The sequence below is a fragment of the Streptomyces spiramenti genome (assembly GCF_012034385.1).
GTDB lineage: Bacteria > Actinomycetota > Actinomycetes > Streptomycetales > Streptomycetaceae > Streptomyces > Streptomyces spiramenti.
In genome coordinates this window covers 1-3,624 of record NZ_JAAVJB010000356.1, presented here as the reverse complement: position 1 = coordinate 3,624, position 3,624 = coordinate 1, and the positions used below count along the sequence as shown (strand labels likewise).

Sequence of the window (3,624 nt, the reverse complement as noted above, 5' to 3'; positions counted from 1 at the left end):
GGGCCCACCCGCGACCGGCACGGTACGCGGCGGGGCCCGGCGGCGGAACAGCTCCACCGCGCGGCACCCCCGGTGCCGCGGCGCGGTACCAGACGTGAGAACTCCAGGGAGGGCTGCGCACGATGAACGCGACGCACCACAGACTTCTGGTGCACGAGGGGGCCTTCGCCGCCATCGGGCCCTCCGGTGACATCACCGGGGCCCGCGGCACCGTCCCCGAGGGCCTGTTCGCCGACGACGCACGGCATCTGAGCCGGTGGCAGCTGACCATCGACGGCACCACGCCCGTCGTGCTGGCCCCGGCGACGGCCGGGCCGCGCGCCCGCTCGGCCCTGATCCCCGGCGGCCGGGGCGCCGAGCCGCCCGCCCACACCGTCTTCCGCGAACAGCGCCTGGAACGGGGCACGTTGGTCGAAGAGCTGCGGCTCGTCGCCAACCGGGCCCCCGCGGGCACCGTTGTTCTCGCGATGACCGTGGACGCCGACTTCGCCGACCAGTTCGAACTCCGCTCCGACCACCGCTGGTACGACAAACCGCACGCCGTGCGCAGCCGCCGCGCACTGCCCGACGGCATCGAACTCGGCTACCGGCGCCAGGAGTGGCACAGTCGGACCGTCATCACCGCGGAACCGGCACCGGACGCCGTCGAGGAGACCGGCAGCGGGGCCCGCCGACTGGTGTGGCGGCTGCGGCCCGCCCCGGGCGAGGCGGCGGTGGTCACCCTCCGCGTCACCCCGCTGCCCCACGGTGCGGACGGCACGCACGGGGCGCACGGGGCACCGCTCGCAGCGGACGCCCCCGCTCCGGAGCGGGCCACCGCCGGCCTCGACACCACGGCCGACACCACCGGCGGCCCCGACTCCGCCGCCCGTGGCGCCACCGAACCGGGCGCCGGGGCCCTCCCCGGAAGCGGCACCGAAGCCGGAGCGACCGACGGATCGTGGCCGGAACTCGACGTTCTCTGCCGCCAGGGCGCCGCGGACCTGGCCGCGCTGGGGACCGCCGCGACCGGCCCCGCGGGCGAACCGCTGCGGGTCCCGGCCGCCGGTGTCCCGTGGCTCGCCACCCTGCTGGGACGGAACGCCCTCCTCACCTCGCTCTTCACGCTGGACCGCCGCCCGTCGGACGCGGTGGACACCCTGCTCGCGCTCGCCGCCGCCCAGGCGACGGCCGACGAGCCGGACCGCGTCGCCCAGCCCGGCAAGATCGTCCACGAGATGCGGCGCGGGGAGCTGGCCCACTTCGGCCAGGTGCCCTACGCCCGCTACTACGGGGCGCTCGACACCACGCCGCTCTTCCTCGTCCTCCTCGGCGCGCACGCCGAGGCGACCGGCGACGACGGCCCGGCGCGGCGGCTGGAGCCCACCGCCCGCGCGGCCGTGCGGTGGATGTTCGAGCACGGCGGCCTCGACGCGCACGGCTACCTCGTCTACCGCCCCGACGAGGGCGGCCGGGCCAACCAGTCCTGGAAGGACTCCCCCGGCGCCATCTGCCACGCGGACGGCACCCCGGCACGCGGCAGGCTCAGTGCCGCCGCCACCCAGGGCTACGCCTACGACGCGCTGCGCCGCACCGCCGGACTCGCCCGCCGCACCTGGTCGGATCCGGGGTACGCGGCGGAGCTGGACGCGGCGGCGGTGGCGCTGCGGGCGCGATTCGTGCGCGACTTCTGGATGCCGGAGCACGACCTCCCGGCGCCGGCCGTGGACGGCGACGGCGCGCGGGTCGGCTCGCTCTCCTCCGACGCGGGCCACGTGCTGTGGTCCGGGCTGCTCGACGAGGAACGCGCCCTGCTCACCGCCCGGCGGCTGCTGCGGCCGGACTTCTTCTCCGGCTGGGGCGTGCGCACCCTGGCCGCGGGGCAGCCCGCCTACCACCCCCTCTCTCAGCACCGGGGTGCCGTCTGGGCGCACGACACGGCGGTGCTTGCGCTGGGCCTCACCCGGTACGGCCTGACGGACCTGGCCCGCCGCGTCGCAGAGGCGGTGGTGGCGACGGCCGAGGCGTCGGGTGGACGGCTGCCGGAGGTGGTCGCCGGCTACGGCCGGGAGGGGCGCAGCGCGCCGGTCCCGCACCCGCACGCCTGCGGACCGCGGGCGTGGACGGCGGCCACACCGTTCGCCCTGCTGCGGGCGGTCGGCCCGGGTCGGGGCGCTGCGCCGGCGCCGACCGGTGCGGGGGCCGTGGCGGTCAACGGTGCGGCCACCGGTGCCGAGGGGGTGGCGGTGGCTCAGCCGCCGGAGGTGTCGAGCTCGGCGTCGGCGGTCACGGTGGCGCAGTCGTAGGGGTCGGCGAGCCAACCGTCCGGCAGGACCACCCGGTTGCGGCCGGAGGTCCTGCCCCGGGGGCCGTCGGCGCCCTGCGGCCAGGGGGCGTCCTTGTCCAACCGGTCGAGCAGCTCGGCCAGTTCGGCCAGGCTCGCCGCGGTGGCCAGCGACCGCCGCAGGTCGGAGCCGACCGGGAAGCCCTTCGTGTACCAGGCGACGTGCTTGCGGAAGTCGATCACGCCGCGGCTCTCGTCCTCCAACCACTCGCCGAGCAGGGTCGCGTGGCGGAGCATGGTCGCGGCGACCGTTCCCAGTGACGGACGTGCGGTGGCCTCCGGCCCGAGGCTGTCGAAGGCGGCGACGAGGTCGGCGAAGAGCCAGGGCCGGCCGAGGCAGCCGCGGCCGACGACGACACCGTCGCAGCCGGTCTCCCGCACCATGCGGACGGCGTCGGCGGCGGACCAGATGTCGCCGTTGCCGAGGACGGGGATCTCCGGGACCGTCTCCTTCAACCGGGCGATGGCCTCCCAGTCGGCGGTGCCGCCGTAGTGCTGGGCGGCGGTCCGGCCGTGGAGCGCGATGGCGGTGACGCCCTCCTCGACGGCGATCCGACCGGCGTCGAGGTAGGTGAGGTGCTCGTCGTCGATGCCCTTGCGCATCTTCATCGTGACGGGCAGCGGCCCGGCGTTCCCGACGGCCTGCCGCAGGATCGAGCGCAGCAGGTTCCGCTTGTAGGGCAGCGCCGAACCCCCGCCCCGGCGGGTCACCTTGGGGACCGGGCAGCCGAAGTTGAGGTCGATGTGGTCGGCGAGGTCCTCGTCGCGGATCATGCGGACCGCGCGGCCGACGGTGTCGGGGTCCACGCCGTACAGCTGGATGGAGCGCGGGGTCTCGTCCGCGTCGAAGTGGACCAGCCGCATCGTCTTGGCATTGCGCTCCATCAGCGCCCGCGTGGTGATCATCTCGCTGACGAAGAGCCCCCGGCCACCACTGAACTCCCGGCACAGCGTCCGGAAGGGGGCGTTGGTGATCCCCGCCATCGGGGCGAGCACCACCGGTGGGGAGACGGTGTGCGGGCCGATCGCCAGCGGCGGAGCGAGTGCTCCGGGGGCGGCGGCGGTCTCGGCTGCGACAGCGGTCTCGGTGGTCATGCGGGCGGTTCCTCGGCGTCACGGTGATGGCTGCGGGACGGTCGACCGGCGCGGTGGCCGGCCGGTGCTGCGCCGGCGGACCGGCGGCGGGCCCATTGTCGCCCATACCGGCCCGCGGCGGCGAACGGCGGCCGGGTGGCCGGGACCGGCGGGTGCGGTCCACGCGGGCGCCACGCGAAGGGGTCCCGGAGCCGTGCGGCTCCGGG

Annotated in this window: 2 protein-coding genes; one reads left to right on the top strand and one right to left on the bottom strand. The window is 76.4% G+C overall.

What is annotated here, in order from left to right:
• Positions 1-122: 122 nt before the first annotated feature.
• Positions 123-2,285, top strand: coding sequence for an amylo-alpha-1,6-glucosidase (locus HCJ92_RS23085; protein ID WP_167935549.1), 2,163 nt, complete (start codon positions 123-125; stop codon positions 2,283-2,285).
• On the opposite strand, the gene dusB is transcribed toward HCJ92_RS23085, so the two are convergent.
• Positions 2,231-3,418 (bottom strand): tRNA dihydrouridine synthase DusB, encoded by a 1,188-nt coding sequence (dusB, locus tag HCJ92_RS23080; protein ID WP_167935548.1) that lies wholly within the window; start codon positions 3,416-3,418, stop codon positions 2,231-2,233. The two genes, HCJ92_RS23085 and dusB, sit on opposite strands and share 55 nt — an antisense overlap.
• Positions 3,419-3,624: the final 206 nt, after the last annotated feature.